The organism is Nostoc sp. GT001 (assembly GCF_030382115.1).
Classification (GTDB): domain Bacteria; phylum Cyanobacteriota; class Cyanobacteriia; order Cyanobacteriales; family Nostocaceae; genus Nostoc.
Genome location: NZ_JAUDRJ010000003.1, coordinates 1,206,549 through 1,230,657, shown reverse-complemented (window position 1 = coordinate 1,230,657; position 24,109 = coordinate 1,206,549). Strand labels below are relative to the sequence as shown.

General features: G+C 43.5%; 13 protein-coding genes. 10 read left to right on the top strand and 3 right to left on the bottom strand.

Features of this window, described 5'->3' with window-relative positions; all coding sequences use genetic code 11:
- The first annotated feature begins 50 nt into the window (after nucleotides 1-50).
- From QUD05_RS34325 to QUD05_RS08025, 4 genes are all read left to right on the top strand, one after another.
- The gene (locus QUD05_RS34325) at nucleotides 51-386 is read left to right on the top strand and encodes a hypothetical protein (protein WP_502911388.1); all 336 of its coding nucleotides are present in this window, start codon (nucleotides 51-53) and stop codon (nucleotides 384-386) included.
- Nucleotides 347-3,925, top strand: coding sequence for an ATP-binding protein (locus QUD05_RS08035; protein ID WP_502911387.1), 3,579 nt, complete (start codon nucleotides 347-349; stop codon nucleotides 3,923-3,925). Before QUD05_RS34325 ends, QUD05_RS08035 begins: the two co-directional genes overlap by 40 nt.
- 779 nt (nucleotides 3,926-4,704) lie before the next feature.
- Nucleotides 4,705-6,924 (top strand): EAL domain-containing protein, encoded by a 2,220-nt coding sequence (locus tag QUD05_RS08030; protein ID WP_289795605.1) that lies wholly within the window; start codon nucleotides 4,705-4,707, stop codon nucleotides 6,922-6,924.
- Between the two features lie 429 nt (nucleotides 6,925-7,353).
- On the top strand, nucleotides 7,354-8,937 hold the full coding sequence (locus QUD05_RS08025) for a mechanosensitive ion channel family protein (RefSeq protein WP_289795604.1): 1,584 nt from the start codon (nucleotides 7,354-7,356) through the stop codon (nucleotides 8,935-8,937).
- Nucleotides 8,938-9,503: 566 nt separating this feature from the next.
- Here QUD05_RS08025 and QUD05_RS08020 read toward each other — a convergent pair.
- Nucleotides 9,504-10,445 carry an N-acetylmuramoyl-L-alanine amidase gene (locus tag QUD05_RS08020; protein ID WP_289795603.1) on the bottom strand — a complete coding sequence of 314 codons (942 nt, stop codon included), beginning with the start codon at nucleotides 10,443-10,445 and terminating at the stop codon, nucleotides 9,504-9,506.
- A gap of 582 nt (nucleotides 10,446-11,027) precedes the next feature.
- On the opposite strand from QUD05_RS08020, the gene QUD05_RS34320 reads away from it, so the two are divergent.
- The 6 genes from QUD05_RS34320 (at nucleotide 11,028) to QUD05_RS07995 (ending at nucleotide 23,575) form a co-directional block, all read left to right on the top strand.
- Nucleotides 11,028-11,846, top strand: a complete 819-nt coding sequence (locus QUD05_RS34320) for a DUF3479 domain-containing protein (RefSeq protein ID WP_502911386.1) — start codon at nucleotides 11,028-11,030, stop codon at nucleotides 11,844-11,846.
- On the top strand, nucleotides 11,833-14,736 hold the full coding sequence (locus QUD05_RS08015; RefSeq protein ID WP_502911385.1) for a cobaltochelatase subunit CobN: 2,904 nt from the start codon (nucleotides 11,833-11,835) through the stop codon (nucleotides 14,734-14,736). The genes QUD05_RS34320 and QUD05_RS08015 overlap by 14 nt, the downstream gene beginning before the upstream one ends.
- Nucleotides 14,737-15,098: 362 nt before the next feature.
- Nucleotides 15,099-15,860 carry a hypothetical protein gene (locus tag QUD05_RS08010; protein WP_289795602.1) on the top strand — a complete coding sequence of 254 codons (762 nt, stop codon included), beginning with the start codon at nucleotides 15,099-15,101 and terminating at the stop codon, nucleotides 15,858-15,860.
- A 132-nt stretch (nucleotides 15,861-15,992) separates the two neighbouring features.
- The gene (locus QUD05_RS08005; RefSeq protein WP_289799915.1) at nucleotides 15,993-16,256 is read left to right on the top strand and encodes a PIN domain-containing protein; all 264 of its coding nucleotides are present in this window, start codon (nucleotides 15,993-15,995) and stop codon (nucleotides 16,254-16,256) included.
- Nucleotides 16,240-16,464, top strand: coding sequence for a hypothetical protein (locus QUD05_RS08000; RefSeq protein ID WP_289799914.1), 225 nt, complete (start codon nucleotides 16,240-16,242; stop codon nucleotides 16,462-16,464). Before QUD05_RS08005 ends, QUD05_RS08000 begins: the two co-directional genes overlap by 17 nt.
- Before the next feature lie 451 nt (nucleotides 16,465-16,915).
- The gene (locus QUD05_RS07995; RefSeq protein ID WP_289795601.1) at nucleotides 16,916-23,575 is read left to right on the top strand and encodes a hybrid sensor histidine kinase/response regulator; all 6,660 of its coding nucleotides are present in this window, start codon (nucleotides 16,916-16,918) and stop codon (nucleotides 23,573-23,575) included.
- On the opposite strand, the gene QUD05_RS07990 is transcribed toward QUD05_RS07995, so the two are convergent.
- On the bottom strand, nucleotides 23,564-23,803 hold the full coding sequence (locus QUD05_RS07990; RefSeq protein WP_099101018.1) for a hypothetical protein: 240 nt from the start codon (nucleotides 23,801-23,803) through the stop codon (nucleotides 23,564-23,566). The two genes, QUD05_RS07995 and QUD05_RS07990, sit on opposite strands and share 12 nt — an antisense overlap.
- Nucleotides 23,796-24,008 (bottom strand): hypothetical protein, encoded by a 213-nt coding sequence (locus QUD05_RS07985; protein ID WP_289795600.1) that lies wholly within the window; start codon nucleotides 24,006-24,008, stop codon nucleotides 23,796-23,798. Before QUD05_RS07985 ends, QUD05_RS07990 begins: the two co-directional genes overlap by 8 nt.
- Nucleotides 24,009-24,109: the final 101 nt, after the last annotated feature.

The following is a 24,109-nucleotide window of genomic DNA, read 5'->3' as shown; positions in this document are numbered from 1 at the left end:
CAACCACCGATGTAGCCTGTAACCAACACATGACCAATCGAGAGGAATTAATGAAGAACGAGTCAACGTTAGCAAGCAATGCCAACGTAAATTTCCTGATCGGTGGAGGTGAAATGGGGGCTAGGATGCGAGAATACGATTGGTCAAAAACATCCCTTGGCCCGACACAGCAGTGGCCGCAGAGTTTGAAGACTGCTGTGCGAATTGTGCTAACTTGCCGTCAACCCATGTTTGTTTGGTGGGGTGAGGAACTAATTAACCTTTACAATGACGCTTATAAAACTATTATCGGCGGCAAACATCCAGCAGCGCTTGGACAGCAGGCTTCCTACGTGTGGCGGGAAATATGGGATCAGGTTGGGCTCGCGCCGAATCAGCAATGCTGAAGAATGAGGGTACTTACGACGAAGCGCTACTGCTAATTATGGAGCGCAACGGCTACCCAGAAGAAACCTATTATACTTTTTCATATAGCCCGGTTCCTAATGACCAAGGCGACACAGGTGGGATCATCTGCGCTAACACAGAGGACACGCAGCGAATTATCAGCGAGCGTCAATTGGCACTGTTGCGCGAACTAGCGGCGAGGACAGCAGACGCGCGGACATTTGATGAAGCCTGTACGCTAAGTGCGAGTTGCCTGGAGAGCAACCCTTACGATCTCCCTTTCGCAATGATTTATCTGGTCGATCCCGATAAGCAGGAAGTTTTTCTGGCTGGAACGTGCCGCATTGAGCAAAACCACGTAGCAGTTCCAGAAACAGTTTCTCTTGATGCTGATGGGGTTTGGCCCTTTGCGGAAGTGATCGGAACACATCAAGCCAAACTGATTTCCGATTTGGAAATGTCTTTTGATAGTCTACCTTGTGGCGTTTGGCAGCGATCGCCCCATCAAGCGATCGCAGTACCCATTGCTGCATCCGGTCAAACTGGAAAAGCTGGGATATTAATCGCTGGTTTGAACCCCTTCAGGCTATTCGATGACAATTATCAAGGATTCATCGATTTAGTTGCGGCTCAAATTGCCGCCAGTATCGCTAACGCCCAAGCTTACGAGGAAGAACGCAAACGCGCTGAAGCCTTGGCAGAAATCGATCGCGCCAAAACCGTCTTTTTCAGCAACGTCAGCCACGAGTTCCGTACCCCACTTACTTTAATGTTGGGGCCATTAGAAGACACCTTAACCAATTGTGCCACCCTGCTTCCAGCCAAAGAACGAGAGCAGTTAGAAATGGTGCAACGCAACGGACTTCGGCTGCTGAAACTGGTCAATAGCTTGCTAGATTTTTCACGTATTGAAGCCGGAAGGGTTCAAGCCTCTTATGAACCCACCAACCTTGCCACCTTCACAGCAGAACTAGCTAGTGTCTTTCGTTCGGCGGTAGAACGGGCAGGGATGCAGTTATCAGTTAATTGTCCTTCCCTGCCAGCACCAGTGTATGTAGATCGAGAGATGTGGGAAAAAATTGTTCTTAACCTGCTCTCGAATGCCTTTAAGTTCACGATGGCTGGAGAAATTGCGGTCAGTTTACAGTGGTCAAATGACCGTATCGAGTTTGCAGTCAAAGACACAGGAATCGGTATTCCAGCCGCAGAAATCCCCCACCTTTTTGAACGATTCCACCGCGTCAAAGGGGCGCAAGGACGAACTTTTGAAGGGTCAGGAATTGGATTATCACTGGTGCAAGAATTGGTGCAAATGCATGGTGGAACAGTTGATGTTACCAGTCTTCTCGGAGTAGGCAGTTGCTTTACTGTGTCAATTCCAACAGGATACGCTCATTTACCTCCAGACCGGATTAGTGCCCCGCGAACTTTAGCTTCAACTGCATTAGGTGCAACACCTTATTTAGAAGAAGCCCTGCGGTGGCTACCGGAAGAAGCAGGGGAGCAGGGGAGCAGGGGAGCAGGGGAGAAGGAAGTATTTTCCCTTCTGCCTCTGTGCCCTTCTGCTCCTTCTGCTCGGATTCTTTTGGCTGACGACAACGCAGATATGCGCGATTATGTTAAGCGGCTATTAAGTCAGCAATATGAAGTGGAATCAGTGCCAGACGGTTTAGCTGCTTTGGATTCTGCTCGTGAGCGTGTTCCAGACTTGGTACTGACAGATGTGATGATGCCTGGATTAGATGGCTTTGGACTGCTGCAAGCATTACGAGCCGATCCGCAGACGCAAAAAGTTCCCATCATTCTGTTGTCAGCACGGGCAGGGGAAGAGGCACGGGTGGAAGGGTTAGAAGCGGGAGCCGATGATTATCTGATTAAACCTTTCTCTGCCCGTGAATTGTTGGCGCGAGTAGAAGCAGCCTTAAAAATGGCTCGTCTTCGCCAAGAGGCAATGGAACGCGAGCAAGGGTTGCGAATTGAAGCTGAGGTCGCCAAAGCACACCTAGAGACTGTTATCGCTGGTATTCAAGACCAGTTCTTTGTGTTGGATCGAGAGTGGCGTTATAGCTTTGTCAATGAACAGGTAGCCGAAATTGTTGGCATCCCCAAGGAAGAGTTGCTAGGTAAGAGATTTTGGGAAGTTTTTCCCGATATGGTTAAAAGCGAGTTTGATACCCAGGTTCATCAGGCGATCGCCCAAAACACCGTTGTTCAGTTTGAATACTTTTATCCAGCTTGGCAGCGCTGGTTTGAGAACCGCGTCTACCCTTTTGCTGAAGGGGTAAGCATTTTTGTTACAGACATTAGCGATCGCAAAGCCGCAGAAGCCGAACGTGATCGCCTCCTGGAACTTGAGCAAGTTGCCAGAACTGAAGCCGAAAGAGCCAACCGAATTAAAGATGAGTTTCTGGCGGTACTTTCCCATGAATTGCGATCGCCTCTCAATCCGATTCTTGGTTGGGCGAAACTCTTGCAGACTCGTGAATTTGACGCCGCAGGGCTGAAGAAAGCGATCGCAACTATCGAGCGGAATGCTCAATTACAAGCTCAACTAATTGAAGATTTGCTTGATGTCTCTCGGATCTTACAAGGCAAGCTCAACCTGAAGATGTTACCTGTCAATCTAGTACTTGTGATTGAGGCGGGATTGGAAACAGTCCGTTTGGCAGCAGAAGCTAAAAATATTCAAATTCAGACGATGCTGGATGCTTCTTTCGGGCAGGTTTTGGGTGATTCTGGTCGTTTACAACAAGTTATTTGGAATCTCTTATCGAATGCCGTTAAATTCACTCCTGAAGGAGGAAAAATTGATATTCAACTAGAGTTCGTTGACGCTCAAGCTCAGATTACCGTCAGCGACACAGGTAAGGGAATCAGCTCTGAGTTTCTGCCTTATGTGTTTGAATATTTTCGTCAGGCTGATGGCACGACAACCCGAAAATTTGGTGGATTGGGGTTAGGGTTAGCAATTGTGCGACATTTGATCGAATTACATGGTGGTACGATTCAGGCAGAAAGTTTAGGTGAAGGGCAAGGAGCTATTTTTCGAGTTAGGCTACCACTAATTAAAAAAGATTTAACCCCAAAACAAGATATAGATGTTGCTGCATTAAATCCTTCTCCTCCGGCTGAAATTCTGGCAGGTATCCAAATCTTAGTTGTAGATGATGACGATGATACCCGTGACTTCCACACATTTGTACTAGAACAGGCTGGAGCAATGGTGACAGCAGTGACATCAGCAAAAGAAGCATTACAAATTTTGGCACAGTCAGAACCAGATATGCTGCTCAGTGATATTGGGATGCCAGATATGGATGGCTATATGCTGATGCGCCAAGTTAAAGCATTGCAGGTAAACCAAGCCAAACAAATTCCGGCGATCGCTTTAACCGCTTATGCCGGAGAAATCAATCAGCAACAAGCACTGGAATCAGGGTTTCAAAAGCATCTGTCCAAACCCGTCGAACCAGAGGAATTAATTAAGGAAATTGCAACTCTAATTGCTAGAAGTGGGCATGTCTATAGCGTTTCCTAATCACATGAGGTACATCTTAGCCTCCCTCCTCGCTTGCCTACGGTGTACACACAAGTCTATATCTTTCTTTATTAATGAATCTCGCACTGTGTTTTGATCCCGCCTCGGAATGAATTCCGAGTCTCATAGCCCAAGTCCACTGAAAGTGGACTGAATGAATTATTTAGTCCACTTTCAGTGGAGTTTCGCTATCAGCCCAGAACTTCAGTTCTGGGCGGGATATGGGTGGGCGTGACAGTTTCACTGTAGAGGATTTTTCGACTTGTGTGTACACCGTAGCTCGAAGAGCGGGGAGGGGTTCTTGTACCTCACTCAACCGAGAACCGCTATAAGTATAGGGGAGCCAATTTCCAATTCCCTCTCCCAAAATTGGGAGAGGGATTTAGGATGAAAGCTCATTGATTCATGGCTTAGTTTATTGACTTTTTTCAAAGATTTTGTTGTTTATTTAGGCAGATTGATTCTTAAAAAAGATATATTTACTCTGAATTAATCTAGCTAAAAGCTGTTCTTAATCTGGCTAATTTTGCCTTTTTTTGTAACTTAAATTGTTGAGCAAACTCCTTATTTGGTTGTTTAATTGCACAAAATATGTCGGCAATTACTTGAGTCCTCAGTATAAATTTTAGTATGTGCTGCTAAGTTGCTTACTCATCTACATTATTCGGTTTATTTAAATCATCAAATCTTTATGTATTTGAAGTATAGTTTATCTTTTACAGTAAAAATAGTGGGAATAATAGAATAAATCGGATTGAGCAAATTCAAATTATTTAGCTATGAGCCAAATATGTCCTATCTCCAAAACCTGTGCTTGTCGCAATATTGCACGCTGCCGGACTAAGGAAGCAGGTAGGCTCTTTCTCTGGTTCCCCGTTTCACATACCCTGATAAAAGTCATCTCCTACCTACAGCAGTTTTCCCTTAAGTATGAACTGATGCACGAGCGACCAGGTTTGAGTTTGGAGTGTAAACCCGGACAGTCTCTAGAAATTGCTCGTAATCTGGCCAAACTACTTGCACCAAGAGAATTAAAAGAGACGCAAGTTCTTTTCATGCAAGGCACTATCCAACCTCAACTCCATGATTTTAGTGACATAGCCTCATTACAACGCTTCATTAAGTTAAACCAATCAGATTGGTTAATTGATATGCTGGCAACAGAACGATTCACCAGTTACTTTCAACCAATTGTTTCAATTAACGATACATCGCAAATTTTTGGATATGAATCGCTCTTGCGCGGTCTGGATGAAGAAGGCAATTTAGTACTACCGACATCTATTCTGGAGTTAGCAACTGAAGCCGGACTTCTACCACAACTCGACCAAGTTGCTCGACTCAGCACAATCACTCAATTCAGCCGCCATCAAGTGAATGGTCACATCTTTATCAATTTTACACCAACGTCACTTTATGACCCAGCTTTTTGCCTACGTAGTACGGTAGAGGCTATTGATACTGCTGGAATTCCCCACGATCGCGTTGTTTTTGAAGTTGTAGAATCAGACAATCCTCAAGATTTAGCCCACCTCAAGGCAGTGCTTCAATACTACCGGAGTGAAGGGTTTTTAATCGCTCTTGATGACCTTGGCTCTGGCTATTCCAGCCTAAACTTGCTGCATCAGTTACGTCCAGACTTTATCAAGCTGGATATGGAGTTAATTCGAGATGTGCATCAAGACCTTTACAAAGCTTCGATTACCGAGAAGCTTTTAGAGATTACTCAAAAGTTAAATATTCAAACTGTTGCTGAAGGAATTGAGTGCATTGAGGAACTGAACTGGCTGCGAGAAAGAGGTGCAAATTTTGCTCAAGGCTATTTGATTGCTAAACCCAGTGCAGCGCCTGTGACTACAACCCCTTACTTTGAGCAAATCTTGTTAACTGTAGCATCGGCACACTCTCAGGAAGTTGAGCAGCGTGTCCAACACCAAAGCGAGTCTGAGCGAATTGTTGCGGCTGTAACGCAGCGCATTCGCCAATCATTGGAGTTAGACGAGATTTTGCAAACCACAGCAGCCGAAGTGCGACAACTGTTTGAGGTAGACCGAGTGCTGATTTACCAGTTTGAGCCAGACTGGAGTGGATTAGTCGCTGTAGAATCCTTAGCAGCAGGGTGTATGTCGATTTTTGGATTTCACGTCATGGACACGTGCTTTAAATCCACGCGTGCAGCTTACTATCAACAAGGTAACACCAGAGCGATCGCAGACATTGAAAATGCAGGTCTATCACCGTGTCATATTGACCTCCTTAGAAGTCTGCAAATTCGGGCAAACCTTGTCGTACCAATTTTGCAGCAAGAGCGTTTGTGGGGATTATTGATTGCTCACCAATGCCGTCAGCCCAGACAATGGCAGCAATCGGAGATTAACTTGTTTAACCAGTTAGCAGGTCAAGCTGCGATCGCTATTCAGCAATCAGAACTTTACCATCAATTACAACAAGCAAACCAGGAATTACAGCGCCTTGCCTGTTCCGATGGTCTAACCCAAGTGGGAAATCGACGCTGCTTTGATGACACGTTAAACACGCAGTGGCAATGGTTGGCACGAGAGCAAAGTTCGCTATCTTTGATTTTGTGTGATGTCGATTACTTTAAGCTTTACAACGATACGCATGGACATCTGGCAGGAGATGATGCACTCAGACAGGTTGCTAAGGCAATCTCTCAAACAGTTAAACACCCCGCTGATTTAGTGGCTCGTTATGGTGGAGAAGAGTTTGCAGTCATTTTGCCGAATACTGATATCGAAGGGGCCATTGCAGTTGCAAGAGATATTCAGATCAATGTTAGTGCATTACAAATGCCTCATCCCCATTCTCAGGTCAGTGAATTCATTACCCTAAGTCTTGGTGTGGCAACCATCACTCCTCATAGCCAATTATCTCCTGCAACCTTAATTGCTGCTGCTGACCAAGGACTCTACCAGGCAAAAGCACAAGGGAGAAATTGTGTGGTACAGATGGATTGTAAGAATGCTGATGCTAAATAATCCTCAGCGATCCTAAATGAGTTGTGAAAATGCGCGATGTCCAGATCCCCGACTTCTTCAAGAAGTCGGGGATCTAATTTTTCACGAATGATTTAGGATTGCTATATCAGCATCGCTTAAGTAAAGCGGCATCAATAATTAAAGGTTTGTAGTGAGATCAAATGAGGGCTGAAGCCCTCTCTTCGAGACGCTACGCGAATACTAAAAAATAATATCAAGATTTTTTACATTACTTAATTTACTTCAATTTATTCTCACTTACTTAGAGTTGGTGAAGATAAAACCAAAAGTGAATATGTGAATAAAATGTTAATGGCTTGACAAGTTATGATTATATGAAATAATAATCATCTATGTATAGAAATACCTTGATGCTATCAATATATTTTCATATACAACTGTTAAATTAATTCAGTTTTATGCTTATATATGAATGTATTAATTATTTTGGCTGAAGTCAGCCTGATAATCTTTATTTTTCTATTGCTGAACTGGGTTTTCAGCAAATTATTCAAGCTATTTACTAAAACCTTTATACCTAAAAGCGACAATAGAAGTATCAAAACCCTCCGCCGAAATATCACAGGGTTATTGTTACTTGCTTGTGTGGTGTCGTGCATTCTGATTGTGGGTGCTAATGGTTATCTAGTTTATCGGGGCGAAAACCTTCAGCAATACACACTCTTGTTGATTGAGCGTATCCCATCAGGATTTTGGGTGACACTAGGAATTGGCATAGCTCAGAGTATTGGCACTTTGATTTTAGCGGCGATCGCTCTGAAATTTCTCAAATATTGGCTGAAGGTAGCCAGCACTCGTACGAAGAACTTAGAAAAAAATACTGCTGACGATGAAAGTATTGATGCTTTCTTTAACGCCTTCCATGACAGAATCAGCAGTGGAATTTGGCTGTGGACTACCATCTTGTGTGCCCAGTTTCTCAAATTGCCAGCAACGGTTTCGGAATATTTGTACATTGCGTTGCGAATCTATCTAATAATTGCCGTTGGCTTGCTTATACTCAAAGCAGTTGCTGCGATCGTTGATAGCCTAGATGCTCTCAGCATCAGATACTCCAATCCCGATAACCTGCTCAGATTTTACGATCGCCTCCGACACCTGATACCTTTTTTCAAGCGCTGCTTGGAACTTGTGATTTATGTCTGCATGGCAACATTGGTAATTCAGCAGGTGCAGTTAATAGCTAATATCGCAACTTTTGGCCCGCGAATGATCAAGATAATCGGTATCATCTTCATTAGTCGCGTGTTGTTTGAGGTCGTTTACTTACTGATTGAAGAGGTGCTGTTCAAAGAGCAGAATCTAACTGATATTCAAACAAGTAGACGCCTGACCCTCGTTCCTCTGTTTCGTAGTTTCTTACAATACTTAATTTACTTTGGTGCTACAGTTTTCATTCTCTATGCCCTGAGTATCGATCCAACTCCTATACTTGCGGGTGCTGGTATTGTCGGCATCGCTGTAGGTTTAGGGGCACAAACACTAATTAATGATATTGTCTGCGGCTTCTTTATTTTGTTTGAAAATTACTACTTAGTAGGTGACTATATTGAAGCTGGGAAAGTTGAAGAGAAAGTTGTCGAAGGTATTGTCGAGGCCATTGAACTCAGAACCACTCGTATTAGACATCCTAATGGTCAATTGCAGATTATTCGCAATGGCGATATTGGCTCAATTACTAATTACTCCAAACAGTATATTTTTGCAGTAGTAGAAGTTGGTGTGCCTTATGATTCCAACTTAGCCCATGTGTACAAAGTCATAGAGGAATCGGGACAGCAGTTAAAAGCAGACTACCCAGATGTACTCGAAGCCACACAAGTGGATGGAGTTGAAAGCCTGGGAGAGTCTAACTTGTTGCTGCGGACATTGACGAAAGTAAAGCCAGGAAAGCATCTTCAGATTCAGCGCGTTCTTCGGAAGCTTTTTACGAATGCACTGCTGCGGGAAGGAATTGTAATTACCGTGCGCGCTGAAAGTGCCGAAGGTTAATTTGGCACTTTCTTTTATACATTAGATTAGGCAAATTTATAGTTATTAATATGATATAGAAAATAAATTTTAAGCCTAGTTAAAATGTGTTGATTTATACAAAAAATCAGTAATGATTGTTATAGGCTTGAAAAGCCCTTTACTTTTATACTTTGGCGAAACTTCACCGCCAAAAAAGCACCAGAGCGATAGGAAATTACTTGTTACCAAATGCGATTGATACTCATCAAATGCAAATCTGGTTAAGTTGAACAGATTCTTGTCAGCAGAATAGGTGATTTCCTACGCCCTGCTTATTTCTTTTAATTATTTTAGCTCAATGGCTTGAAGCGATATCAATGTTATCTTAAATGCTTTGGCAGTTTGTGCATTTGCCAAAGATGTTATGAACAAAATATGGTTGTAAGTTGCTAAAATTAACCCCTTCACTTATTAATTAGGCAAAACAGTTCTGTTAGCGGTAGTGGTGCGTTTAGCCCATTTTCAGTTCTGAGTAAAAAAGTCAGATTCCCAACTTCTTTACTCAGCACTACTACCCCAGTCTTTAGTCTCTAGTCCTCATCAGCCTAACCAATTAATTTCTGCCAGCTAGCAGGCCCGATAATGCCATCGGCATCTAAACCATTTTGCTTTTGAAAGTTTTTAACTACAACCTCTGTTTGCGGCCCGTAGACGCCATCATTCTCAACACCTAAACGGTATTGTAAGTATCTGACAACTGCACCACCAGCATGGTTTGGTCTGATAATTCGTTTTGCCAAAATTAGATTTATGGCATTCCATGTAGTTGCGTCAGCAATTCCAGTCGGCTTAACTCCGACAATAGTCTGAAATTTTTCTACGGCAGATTTGGTGTTAGCCCCCGTGAAGCCATCTTCCACTAAAGCCTTACTATTTCTATCGGTTATTTTTAGTCTATTTAAGGATTTTTGCAGTCTGAGAATAGTCGCATCTATATTCTCCTCTTCATCTGGTACAGGGTTAATAGGGGCACTTGGCAGTTTACCAGTTAAACCTTTGACAATTGCATTAGCCATTGCTTCAGGATTAAAAAGATTCATATCTTTTTGCGAATCGAGGAAGCAACATTCTATCAAGATAGCAGGCATATCTGTATTTTTCAGAACAAACAAGTGGGAACCACTCTTAACGCCGCGATTAAAAAATCCTAACTTGACGATTTCATCTAATACAGGTTTAGCGATTTTTCTCCCATTTTCGCTAGTTGCAAATACTTCTGTGCCATTAGCTTGCTTGTTAAAAGCATTAAAATGAATCGAGACAAAAATATCTACTTTACTGGCATTAGCTGTAGAGCATCTTTTTGAGAGTGAGTCACGGACTGTATTAGCACTACTTGGTCTACATACTACGACTTCATTTCCTAAAGCTCTTAATTTGGCTATAACTCTATTACCTACATCTATAGTTAAATTATCCTCGAATTTAATACCTCTAGCTCCTGTATCTGGTGGACAATTGTGCCCGCTATCAATTCCAAATTTCATGATTTCATCCTCAATTTACTCGTTTTTACACTAGTTCAAAACTCTTCTAATTATAGAGACAAAGCTTGGATAATAATTTTTTTGAATTACTGGTTAGCAATATCCGTCTTCTTTTAAGCATGACCACGCTGTTAGACCAAATAAATTTTTGTGCGAAACTGAACAGTAAATTATATGTGATAAAATCCACTAATTCAAAGGTATATTGTAACCAAAAACACAACCATTATAATTTATCAATATCGGGAATAACCAGTTAATTTTTGCAATAAATTGAAATGCAGCAATTGCCTTCATGATTCAGATAATAACGCTTTGTAAAAGTGGAAAGCCATGAGAAATATACTTAGTTAGATGCCCAAATCTCTAAACAGAACACACCTCTTGATGCGACTGTGGGCTTATAAAGTCTTCAGAGGCACGAGGGAGAAGGCAGAAAGAACCACGCTTAAAGGCAGTGGTGATAGTGAAGTTCTAACTCCTTCAAGGAACTACTGACCGGAATCTGTGGGTAGATATTTAACAATCAGCCTGAAAGCACGTTTAAAATTTAAGTAAAGAAATATTTCGTAGCTTACAGGCATGAAACGCATCGTCTTGATTGCTGGGTTTGAATCATTCAACGCTGACTTGTACAGAAAAGCAGCCTTTTTGGCTAACTCTCGCTGTCCTGAGTTGGATATTCGGGTATTTAGTGATCGCGATCTTACCAGCATTCGCACCGAGGTAGAAGCAGCACTTGATAACGCTGATGTGTTTTTTGGTAGCCTACTATTTGATTATGACCAAGTTGTGTGGTTGCGCGATCGCATTTCCCAAATTCCCATCCGTCTAGTCTTTGAATCAGCCTTGGAATTGATGAGTTTAACCAAATTGGGTGATTTTGCCATTGGCGACAAACCCAAAGGAATGCCCAAACCAGTTAAATTCATCCTCGACAAATTTAGCAACGGACGAGAAGAAGATAAACTCGCTGGTTACATCAGCTTCTTAAAAATTGGCCCCAAACTACTAAAATACGTCCCAGTGCAAAAAGTCCAAGACTTACGCAACTGGTTAATTATCTATGGTTACTGGAATGCTGGCGGTTCAGAAAACGTCGCTTCATTATTCTGGACACTAGCAGAAAAATACTTAAATTTAAAAGTCGGCGACATTCCCCCGCTAATTGAAACCCCCAACATCGGATTACTCCACCCCGACTATCAAGGGTTTTTTGAATCGCCAAAAGCATACTTAGAATGGTATCTTGTGGGGCAGTCGTCTCGCCTGCCATTGTCAAAGGGCGCGCAAGATGCCCACCCCACAAAACCTATTGTGGGTATTTTACTTTACAGAAAACACGTCATCACCAAACAACCCTACATTCCCCAACTAATTCGCAGTTTTGAAAAAGCTTGACTTAACTCCTTTGCCCATCTTCATCAACGGCGTAGAAGGACACGTAGCGGTACGAGATTTAATGACAACCGACCATGAAATTCAGCAACGACAACTAGGTAATATAGAAACTCCCTCACTATCTAGTGAAGCAGTTAAAGTAGATGCGATCGTCTCTACAATTGGCTTTCCTCTGGTGGGTGGCCCTGCTGGTTCAATGGAAGCTGGCCGTCAAATAGAAGTAGCAAAACGCATCCTCACTGCCAAAAATGTACCTTATATTGTTGCCGCACCATTATTAATTCAAGATATTTCCTCGTGGACGCGTCAAGGTATCGGCGGATTGCAAAGTGTAGTATTGTACGCCTTACCAGAATTGGATGGGGCTATTGATACCGTTCCCCTTGGTGGTTTGGTAGGCGAAAATATTTATCTAGTTCCCGAACGGGTGCAGCGATTAATTGGTAGGGTAAAAACTTGGGTGAGTTTGCGGCAAAAAACTGCATCTGAACGCAAAATTGCCATCATTTTATATGGGTTTCCTCCAGGTTATGGTGCTGTAGGCACAGCTGCATTATTAAATGTGCCGCGTAGTTTGCTGAAGTTTCTCCACGCACTTAAAGAACAAGGTTACACCGTGGGAGATTTACCAGATGATGGCGAAGAATTGATTCGCTCTTTAAAAGAGGCGGATGAATCTAATCCTCTTGTGGGGTGGGCATCTTGCCCGCCCCTAGAGAAAGATGCCCACCCCACAAGAAGCGTTAATGTTCGCACTCTAGAAAAATGGCTGGGATATTTGCAAACTTCCCGCATCGAAAAACAATGGAAATCTCTGACGGGAACTGGTATTAAAACCTATGGCGATGATTTTCAGATTGGTGGCGTGCAATTAGGCAATGTCTGGATAGGTGTACAACCACCTTTGGGTATACAAGGCGACCCGATGCGCTTAATGTTTGAACGAGATTTAACACCACATCCGCAATATGCTGCTTACTATAAATGGTTGCAAAATGAGTTTCAAGCTGATGCTGTAGTTCATTTTGGAATGCATGGGACGGTGGAATGGTTGCCTGGTTCTCCGTTGGGTAATACGGGTTATTCTTGGTCGGATATCCTGTTAGGAAATTTGCCTAATCTATATATATATGCTGCGAATAATCCGTCTGAATCGATGTTGGCAAAACGTCGCGGTTATGGTGTGTTGATTTCTCATAATGTACCGCCTTATGGTCGTGCAGGTTTATATAAGGAATTGGTGGCGTTGCGTGATTTGATTTCGGAGTATCGTAAAGATCCACAAAAGAATTATGTTTTGAAGGAAGGGATTTGTAAAAAAATTGTGGACTCTGGTTTGGATGCAGATTGTCCGTTTGAGGATGCTAAACGGTTGGGTATTGCGTTTACTCCCGAAAATGTGCGGATGTTTAGCAGTCATGCTTTTGATGATTATTTGGTGGAGTTGTATGGATATTTACAGGTTTTAGAAAATCGGTTGTTTTCTTCGGGGTTGCATACTTTGGGGGAAGCACCAAATGAAGAGGAATTGGCTTCTTATTTGGAGGCATATTTTGGGGAGGATGAAGGAGAAAGAGAAGAAGAAAAACTAATCAAAGACTTGTTGATGCAATCTACGGATGAGTTAACGAATTTGTTAAGGGGGTTGAATGGGGAATATATTCCGCCTGCGCCTGGTGGAGATTTGTTGCGGGATGGCGTTGGTGTGCTACCGACTGGGAGGAATATTCATGCTTTAGATCCTTATCGGATGCCTTCACCTGCGGCGTATGAACGGGGACGGGAAATTGCTCAAAAAATTATCGCCCAGCATTTGGATGAATATGGTAAATATCCTGAAACGGTGGCGGTGATGCTTTGGGGATTGGATGCAATTAAAACTAAGGGCGAATCTTTGGGGATTCTGTTGGAATTGGTGGGGGCTGAACCTGTTAAGGAAGGAACTGGTAGGGTTGTTCGTTATGAGTTGAAGCCGTTGGCTGAGGTTGGACATCCCCGCGTTGATGTGTTGGGTAATTTATCTGGGATTTTCCGGGATAGTTTTGTAAATATCATCGAATTGTTGGATGATTTATTTCAACGGGCGGCTGATGCTGATGAACCGGAAGATCGGAATTTTATTAGGAAACACGCTTTGGCTTTAAAAGCCCAAGGTGTGGAAAATGCCTCGGCGAGATTGTTTTCTAACCCGGCGGGTGATTTTGGTTCTTTGGTGAATGATAGAGTGGTTGATGGTAACTGGGAATCTGGTGAAGAGTTAGGCAATACTTGGCAAAGTCGCAACGTGTTTAGCTATGGGAGAGAAGATAAAGGTCAAGCTAGACCAGAAGTTTTGAATACGTTGTTAAAAACTAGCGATCGCATTGTCCAAGAAATCGATTCGGTAGAATATGGTTTAACGGATATTCAAGAATATTACGCCAATACTGGCGGTTTGAAAAAGGCGGCAGAAAAACAAGGCGGTAAGAAGGTTACAACCAGCTTTGTAGAAAGTTTCTCGAAAGATACTACACCCCGCAAGTTAGATGATTTGCTTAGAATGGAGTATCGCACCAAGTTGGTAAATCCCAAATGGGCGCAAGCAATGGCGAATCAAGGTTCTGGTGGTGCGTTTGAAATTTCCCAACGGATGACGGCGTTGATTGGCTGGGGTGGTACTGCCGATTTTACCGATGATTGGGTTTATGACCAAGCGGCTGATACTTATGCCTTAGATGCAGAGATGGCGGATAAATTACGCAAGGCAAACCCTGAAGCTTTTCGCAATATTTTAGGCCGAATGTTGGAAGCGCATGGGCGGGGTTTCTGGGAAGCTGATGGTGATAAGTTAAATAAGTTGCGCCAATTGTATGAGTTGACAGATGAAGAGTTGGAAGGGGTTGTGGTTTAATCCAGTATAAATACTGAATTAATATTTAAATTATCTAAATAGAATAATTAAACCAATTTATATGCAGAATACTTCCCTAAAGATAGGCTGTTTCTGTCTATATTTTTGTAATGATATCATGTCCGCATAATTAGTTATGCTACCCACAGTCATTGCACCCCACACGCCAGATGCTCCACTTGGGGAGACCCCATCGCCCTTGGCGTCTCCCCTTGGGAGAAGACCGCACTGGCTCCCCTTAATCCCCTCCCCGCTCTTCGGGAGGGGAGACAAAGCGTAGCTTTGGCGGGGGTGGGGTTCTTCGGGTTTAATAAGCAATCAAGTGGACATGATATGACACCAAACAAATATTATTCATAATTATGATTATCCAAAATTCTCTGAATATATCTACACGTCTTGAAGATGTCTCGCGCGAACTATGGCAATTTCTTGGTTCCTATGAATCTTGTATAAACGATCCAGCCAAGTGCAAGCACATACACCAGAGGCTTTCACACTTCAACCAGGCTCATTCAGACAACTCAGACCATATCTATGATGTTATCCAAGGCTTATCAAAAGGATTTTATCTGATTAAATCTGGCTTAGAATGGCACGAGCCATCTGTTGGTCATAGCTCAGTTGACAAACCCAATGATACACATAAAGCACGTGGTATTCAGTGGCGACTTGTGATGACCTGGGGTGGATTTGAAACAATTACAAAAACATTGCTATTGAAAAAAAGTAATGGAGGTCTGGATACAAAAAATATTAAAGATTTCACGGTTAAATGTGATTTAGCAAACAATTATAATCCATTAAATTCACCCGATTCAAAAAAAGTCAATCTTGAGAAGTGGCTTAATAGAAATCCATCAATTCAAGGAAAGAGCGCACTTGCAGATTTTCTCAGCCTTGGAAATGGAGATCAAGAAATCATCGAAAATTGGATAGTGAAATCTCAACCTGTTTCTAATTGGGTTGAAGCTGTAAGACTCGCGAAAGCACTGCGGAATGCAACGGCTCATGGCGCTCTTTCCGCAACTAAAGTTAAGGAATGGGGACTCCAAAAGCCGCTTCTAACTTTATCAGATAACCTGGCAGAAATTGTTGTGGCTGGAATGCAAAAGCTAATATAGTTATAGACTTGAAGTAAGGTCTTTGGGGTTAGGTATGGAAAATTCTTTTACTGCTGTATATGAACAGTTATACCATTTCTTTGGGAGGCTACGCCAAACCCTTTTAACTTCTAAGTCAAAAAATTACTCGACATTGCTAAAATTAAAGTTATTAATAGCACCTTCATTGAACATAGAGCCGCTGAACTTCAAAAATTAGGATTCTCCAGCTATGATGCCACTCACATTGCCAGTGCGGAAAGAAGTCAGGCTGATGTATTTCTCACAACAGATGACAGACTCTTCAAAAAAGCTCAAAAAAACTTTCAATTAATTAACGTATTGATTAATAATACCGTTCAATGGCTGGCTGAAGTAATACAAGCCGAGGAAAGTAATGATGAAAACCCAAAATGAAATTATTAAACAGGGCTACGATGCCTTAATCAATTCTCTAGGAGTTGCTGATACTATTCGGTTTATTCAATATTTCAGTCTGGGTAAAGGAGACTACACCAAAGAACGTCATCAATGGCTAGATGAAAAAACTTTGGCGGATGTATTGTTGGAAATTAAAGAATTACCCGAAGACGACGCTAATCAATATGACGAAATTATTGAATAGCGACTTAGAGAATATTTTAATTAAGATTGTAATGAGTCAAGTCGGCGGACAATAACGCATCCCTTATAATATTAAATCTTTATTTAATCGCGAATCGCGATCACTTCACCCAGTAATTTTATGCCTTTGATAGTTTGGGACGCATCACTACGTGTAGATTGAGGTATTTCCTAACCAAGCCCTCTTGCCTTGTCCGTTGAGAAATTTTAATTTCCCCCGTTATCATTAGAATGAGTACGTCTTACTGGTGCAAACCTCAGTATCAGTAACTACCAGGGAGATTCGACATTTAAATAACTACGTACTTCAAGCTAATCAAATTACCAAAGATTTGTTGCTATGGTGAGTACCAGAAAACTTAAAAACACTAATGAGAGTTAAAATCAACTTTCTGCTTTGAGAAAGTCTTCTTTAAACACAAAAACCTACTAAATTTTTTAGAGATCAGGCTATGGCAACCGAACAGTTAACTAGAGACAGCGACAATCTAGATTTAAATCAGCTACTAAGAACGCTGAATGCTGTTAAACAGGGTGACTTTTCTGCTCGGATGCCCATAGACCATACTGGTGTAGCAGGGAAAATCGCTGACACGCTCAATGATATTATTGACCAGAATGAGCGGATGGCGGCCGAACTACAACGGATTGGTAATGTTGTCGGCAAAGAAGGCAAAATTGCCGATCGCGCCTCTCTTGGAGATGTTCGCGGATCTTGGTCAGATTGTGTGACTTCTGTCAATACTCTGATAACAGATTTAGTTCAACCAACAGCTGAAACTACTCGTGTAATTCGGTCAGTTGCCAATGGTGACTTATCCCAAACGATCGCCACAGAAATCGACGGCAGACCCCTCCAAGGTGAGTTTCTCCAAACTGCTAATATTGTCAACACGATGGTAGAACGGCTTGGTTCCTTTGCATCGGAAGTTACCAGGGTTGCGCGTGAGGTGGGAACTGAGGGTAAGTTGGGTGTCCAAGCCGAAGTCCAAGGTGTAGCTGGCACTTGGAAAGATTTGACTGATAACGTTAACTTGATGGCGGGAAATCTCACCGGACAAGTTCGCAACATTGCTGAAGTTGCAACTGCGATCGCAAATGGTGACTTATCCAAAAAAATCACTGTGGATGTGAAAGGCGAAATTCTGGAGTTGAAAAATACCGTCAACACGATGGTGGATCAACTGAATTCCTTTGCATCGGAAGTAACGCGGGTGGCGCGTGAGGTGGGAACTGAAGGTAAGTTGGGCGTGCAAGCCGAAGTTAAGGGTGTAGCAGGGACTTGGAAAGATTTAACCGACAACGTTAACTTGATGGCAGGGAATTTGACAGCCCAAGTCCGTAACATTGCGGAAGTGACAACGGCGGTAGCGAATGGCGACTTATCTAAGAAAATCACTGTTGATGTCAAAGGCGAAATTTTAGAGTTGAAAAACACCGTTAACATCATGGTGGATCAACTGAATTCCTTTGCATCGGAAGTAACAAGGGTTGCCCGTGAGGTGGGTGCAGAAGGAAAATTAGGCGGTCAAGCAGAAGTTCGAGGGGTAGCGGGTACTTGGAAAGACCTTACCGATAGTGTGAATTTCATGGCGGGAAGCTTGACGGCACAGGTGCGGAATATTGCGGAAGTGACAACGGCTGTGGCAAATGGCGATTTATCTAAGAAAATTACTGTCGATGTTAAAGGCGAAATTCTGGAGTTGAAAAATACCATCAACACAATGGTGGATCAACTGAATTCCTTTGCATCAGAAGTAACAAGAGTTGCGCGGGAAGTGGGAACTGAAGGGAAGTTGGGCGTACAAGCAGAAGTGCGGGGAGTTGCGGGGACTTGGAAAGATTTAACTGATAACGTTAACTTAATGGCGGGTAATCTCACCGGACAGGTGCGAAATATTGCCGAAGTTGCGACTGCGATCGCAAATGGCGATCTATCTAAAAAAATCACCGTCGATGTTAGAGGTGAAATTTTTGAACTCAAGAATACCATCAATATCATGGTGGATCAACTTAGTTCCTTTGCGAGTGAAGTAACACGAGTTGCGCGTGAGGTGGGAAGTGAAGGAAAACTGGGCGTGCAAGCTGATGTGCGCGGTGTCGCTGGTACTTGGAAAGATTTGACTGACAGCGTGAATTTCATGGCGGGAAGCTTAACGGCGCAGGTGCGGAATATTGCCGAAGTGACTACGGCGGTTGCAACAGGCGATTTATCCAAGAAAATCACTGTGGATGTCAAAGGTGAAATTCTGGAGTTGAAAAATACCATTAATACAATGGTGGATCAACTGAATTCCTTTGCCTCAGAAGTAACAAGGGTTGCCCGTGAGGTGGGAAGTGAAGGGAAGTTGGGCGTGCAAGCAGAAGTGCGCGGCGTAGCTGGGACTTGGAAGGATTTAACTGATAGCGTGAACTTCATGGCGGGAAGCTTGACAGCACAGGTGCGAAATATCGCGGAAGTGACTACGGCGGTTGCAACAGGCGACTTATCCAAGAAAATCACTGTGGATGTGAAAGGTGAAATTCTGGAGTTGAAAAATACCATTAATACAATGGTGGATCAACTCAGTTCCTTTGCAAGTGAAGTGACGCGAGTTGCCCGTGAAGTGGGAACTGAAGGGAAATTGGGCGTACAAGCGGAAGTAAAAGACGTTGCCGGGACTTGGAAAGATTTAACCGATAGCGTAAACTTCATGGCGGGAAGCTTGACGGCACAGGTGCGGAACATTGCCGAAGTGACAACTGCGATCGCAAATGGTGACTTATCTAAGAAAATTACTGTTGCTGTCAAAGGCGAAATTCTCGAACTCAAGAATACCATCAATATAATGGTGGATCAACTCAACTCCTTTGCATCGGAAGTGACGCGGGTGGCGCGGGAAGTGGGAAGCGAAGGTAAACTCGGCGTACAAGCAGATGTGCGCGGCGTAGCTGGAACTTGGAAAGATTTAACTGACAGCGTGAACTTCATGGCGGGAAGTTTAACGGCACAGGTGCGAAACATTGCCGCCGTCACTACCGCCGTAGCTAATGGCGACTTATCGAAAAAAATCTCCGTTGATGTCAAAGGTGAAATTTTAGAGTTGAAAAACACTGTTAATACAATGGTGGATCAACTCAATTCCTTTGCAAGTGAAGTCACAAGAGTTGCGCGTGAGGTAGGAACTGAAGGTAAGCTGGGCGTACAAGCAGAAGTTAAAGGTGTAGCCGGCACTTGGAAGGATTTAACCGACAGCGTAAACTTCATGGCAGGAAGTTTGACGGCACAAGTGCGGAACATTGCCGAAGTTACCACGGCAGTAGCAAACGGCGACTTATCCAAGAAAATCACCGTTGATGTGAAAGGTGAAATTCAAGAACTTAAAAACACCATTAATACAATGGTGGATCAACTAAATTCTTTTGCATCGGAAGTTACCAGGGTTGCCCGTGAAGTGGGAACGGAGGGTAAATTAGGCGTGCAAGCTTACGTCAGAGGAGTTGCTGGAACTTGGAAAGATTTAACTGACAACGTTAACTCGATGGCAGGGAACCTCACCGGACAAGTTCGCAACATCGCGGAAGTTACCAAGGCGGTAGCGAATGGCGACTTATCTAAGAAAATTACCGTCGATGCCAAAGGCGAAATTTTGGATTTGAAGAACACTACCAACACGATGGTAGATCAACTCAGTTCTTTTGCATCGGAAGTAACGCGGGTGGCGCGGGAAGTGGGAACTGAAGGGAAGTTGGGCGGACAAGCGCAAGTCCAAGGTGTGGCGGGGACTTGGAAAGATTTAACAGATAACGTTAACTCGATGGCGGGTAACTTAACGGCACAAGTACGCGGTATTGCCAGAGTTGTAACGGCGGTTGCTAACGGTGACTTGAAACGAAAACTAATGTTAGATGCCAAAGGAGAAATTGAAACCTTGGCAGAGACAATCAACGAGATGATTGATACCCTAGCGACATTTGCCAATCAAGTAACCACAGTAGCAAGGGAAGTGGGAATTGAAGGGAAGTTAGGCGGACAAGCGAGAGTCCCTGGCGCGGCTGGGACTTGGAAAGATTTGACAGATAATGTGAATGAACTTGCTGCTACATTGACCACCCAGTTGCGAGCGATCGCAGAAGTTGCTACAGCTGTAACTAAAGGTGATTTAACTCGTTCAATCGCCGTCGAAGCATTAGGCGAAGTGGCGATACTCAAAGACAACATCAACCAGATGATTGCCAACCTGCGGGAGACAACGCAGAAAAACACCGAACAAGACTGGTTGAAAACTAATTTAGCCAAGTTTACTCGAATGCTGCAAGGGCAGCGAGACTTAGAAACCGTATCTAAACTAATTCTCTCAGAACTCGCACCCTTGGTAGGAGCGCAACACGGCGTATTCTTCCTAATGGAGTCTGGGGAAAATACACCGTATTTGAAACTAATTAGTAGCTACGCTTACCGCGAACGCAGACATCTAGCTAACCACTTCCACTTGGGTGAAGGTTTGGTGGGACAATGCGCTTTAGAAAAAGAGCGAATTCTGCTGACGGATGTACCGAACGATTATGTCAAAATTGCCTCTGGTTTAGGAGAAGCCACGCCCCTGAATGCCGTGGTGTTACCTGTACTTTTTGAAGGACAGGTGACAGCAGTGATTGAATTAGCATCCTTCCGCCGCTTTAGCGAAATTCATCTAACATTCTTCGACCAGCTTACCGAAAGTATCGCGATCGTTCTCAACACGATCGCAGCATCGATGCGAACTGAAGAATTACTCAAGCAGTCGCAATCTTTAGCTGAAGAACTCCAAACCCAACAAAGCGAACTCCGCGAAACCAACAAGCGCTTAGAACAACAAGCCCAATCACTCAAAACCTCTGAGGATTTACTCAAAGGACAGCAAGAGGAACTGCAACAAACCAACGCCGAATTAGAAGAAAAGGCAGAGTTATTGGCGATGCAGAAAAAAGAAGTCGAGCGCAAAAATCGCGAAATTGAACAAGCAAGACTGTCTTTAGAAGACAAGGCTGAACAACTCGCCCTTTCCTCAAAATATAAGTCAGAATTTCTCGCCAACATGTCCCACGAACTGCGGACACCGCTAAATAGCTTGTTAATTTTGGCGAAATTGTTGACAGATAACATCGATCGCAACCTCACCAGCAAGCAAGTCGAATACAGCCAAACAATTTATTCAGTAGGTAATGATTTGTTGACGTTAATCAATGACATTCTGGATCTCGCTAAAATTGAATCTGGAACGATGTCCATTGACATGATCCCAATGCCATTGGCAGAGTTGGGTGATGTAATTGAGCGCACCTTCCGGCAAATTGCTCAGAGCAAAGGACTTGCCTTTACAATTGAATTCACTCCCGAATTGCCAAACACCATCTATTCAGATGTCAAACGCTTACAACAGGTGTTGAAAAATCTTCTCTCCAACGCTTTTAAATTTACAGAGCAAGGGGAGGTACGCTTACGGATTGCGGTGGCGAAGCTAGGGTGGAGCAACGACAACGAAACCTTAAATCGTGCCCAGCTTGTAATTGCCTTCTCAGTCAGCGATACAGGCATTGGTATTGCCCCCGAAAAACAGAAAGTGATTTTTGAAGCATTTCAACAAGCCGATGGCTCTACCAGTCGCAGATACGGCGGTACCGGATTGGGCTTATCAATTAGCCGCGAAATCGCCCGTCTCTTCGGCGGCGAAATTAAACTCATCAGTCAACCCGGTGAAGGTAGCACCTTTACATTCTACTTACCACAATTGAGTGCTATTAGCGATAGCGGGGCGTTGCTCCCGTCACGAGTGCTGAGTGCTGAGTCTAGATCGACACTCCCCACTCCCTACTCCCCACTCCCCACTCCTCACTCAGCATGGGCTGAACGCCCCGCTACCGCTAACAGCACTCAGCAAGCACTCATAAATGACGATCGCACTACTATAGAAAGAGGCGATCGCGTCTTACTCATTGTCGAAGATGACGTTAATTTTGCCCGTATCCTGCTAGATATGGCGCAACAACAAGGATTTAAAGTGATAACTGCCCAAACTGGCAGTACAGGTTTGATGCTAGCGCAGCAATTCCAGCCTTCAGCCGTTTTACTAGATATCCGGCTGCCAGAAATGGATGGTTGGACGGTATTGGATCGTCTGAAACATGACCCGAATACCCGTCACATACCCGTACATATCATGACTGTTGAGGAAGGCAGACAACGCGGTTTGCAACTAGGTGCGATCGCATATCTGCAAAAACCTTTAACCAGCGAGACAATATCCGAGGCGTTGACCAAAATCAAAGGTTTTGTTGAGCGCCAAGTGAAAAATTTATTGGTAGTGGAAGACGACGACGCTCAACGGCTGAGTATTGTTGAGTTGATTGGTAACAGCGATGTTTCAACCACTGCTGTGGCTGACGGTGCAACTGCTCTAGAAGCTATTCGCACCCAGCATTTTGATTGCCTCGTCCTCGATTTAGGCCTACCCGACATGACCGGCTTTGAACTGATTGAGCAGATAAAGCTTTTACCTAACGGTAAAACTTTACCAATTATTGTTTACACAGGTAGAGAAATTAGCAAAGCTCAAGAAACAGAACTCAGACGAATTGCCGAGACAATCATTATTAAAGATGTGCGATCGCCCGAACGTCTCCTCGATGAAACAGCATTATTTTTACACCGAGTCCAAGCAAATTTACCTGAACCGAAGCGCCAAATACTTGAACAACTCCATTCACAAGACTACTTACTCACTGGTAAAACAGCGCTAATTGTAGACGACGATATGCGGAATATCTTCGCCCTCACCAGTATGCTAGAGCGTTATCAAATCCAGGTTTTATATGCTGAAAACGGCAGAGAGGGAATCAGTCTGTTAGAAAATACACCAGATATTGATGTCGTTTTGATGGACGTAATGATGCCAGAAATGGATGGTTACGAAACAACACGCATGATCCGCCAAAACGAGCGATTTAAATCTTTGCCGATTATTGCACTGACCGCTAAAGCCATGCAAGGCGATCGCGAGAAGTGTATTGAAGCCGGCGCATCAGACTACATTACTAAACCCGTAGATACTGAGCAATTGCTGTCGCTGTTGCGTGTTTGGCTATATCGTTGATACTACTGTAAAACCTTTACTGCATTTTTGAATTAACAGCCAACGGTCAGAGTCTTTGTCCAGTGCTGGCTTGAGACGAAAATTAAAAACATCCTCCCACACTTCTACGCCGTGAGTAGAGGCAAAATCAATCTCAAGCTCTTTAAAACGTGGGTAGTCCCGTTCGCCAATCGCTGTCAGCATAGGAAGTAAGGCGGTTAACGGTATTTGGGTTGCTGTCTCAGTCATCTGGGTAGTCCTCAAAAATACAAATTATTGGTAGAGGTTCGTCTTCTGTGTCGATTATTTCGACTAATCGTTTACCTGTGTTTCTGGCTATTCTTTTACAGCGTTCCTCGGATGCTGCTGCTGACTCTTGCCTAGTTTCTTGGAAGGGGTCAAATTTACCCTGAGAGCGCCTTATACCCTCGTTTGGCTGTTTTTCTTGGGTCAAATTACCTCCTTATTTTGTTGTACATGATCACTGACCTCCTCTAGCAGGATCAAGCCCTAACTGAACCTTATTGACTTTTAATCGGTTAGAGTGAAGGAATT